The organism is Belnapia arida (assembly GCF_016773205.1).
Lineage (GTDB): Bacteria > Pseudomonadota > Alphaproteobacteria > Acetobacterales > Acetobacteraceae > Belnapia > Belnapia arida.
On sequence record NZ_JAETWB010000185.1, the window covers coordinates 1 to 442 of the forward strand.

Below are 442 nucleotides of genomic sequence, written 5' to 3' on the forward strand. Positions count from 1 at the left end.
ATGCGGGCGGCGGCCGCGCTCGCCAAAGGCGGCAGGTCGGTGAAGTCGCCGCACGGGCCCGGCCTGACCCGCTGCGCCAACAGGATCTGCGGCGCGACCCACATGGCGGAGGCCCATTTCAACCAGCCGCGCTGGCCCCGGTGCCGCTTCGCGCGCCACTCAAAGTAGCGGGACGTGTGTGCGAGGAAGAGGCCGGTGGAGTCGAGCGCGATCTGGGACGCGCGCTCAGCGTCCCCACGGGCGCGGCGGACGGTTTCAGTCAGGGCCGCATCCAGCAGATGGGGGCTGACGTGATGGCGAGCGAACCGCCACACCGTCGCGTGGTCCGGGACAGCTCGGAGGCCGAGTACGCGGCGGAGTTGGCCTGCAAGGCAGAGAAGGTCTTCCAGGCCACGGTAGGTCAGCCGCAACCTCTCCCGCAGCAGGAGCAGGGCGAACAGGG

1 protein-coding gene is annotated in these 442 nt (G+C 71.0%); it reads right to left on the reverse strand.

Going from position 1 to position 442, the window contains the following annotated elements; genetic code table 11:
• The coding region (locus JMJ56_RS33315) for a transposase (protein WP_202836148.1) at window positions 1–442 on the reverse strand (442 nt) is incomplete at both ends.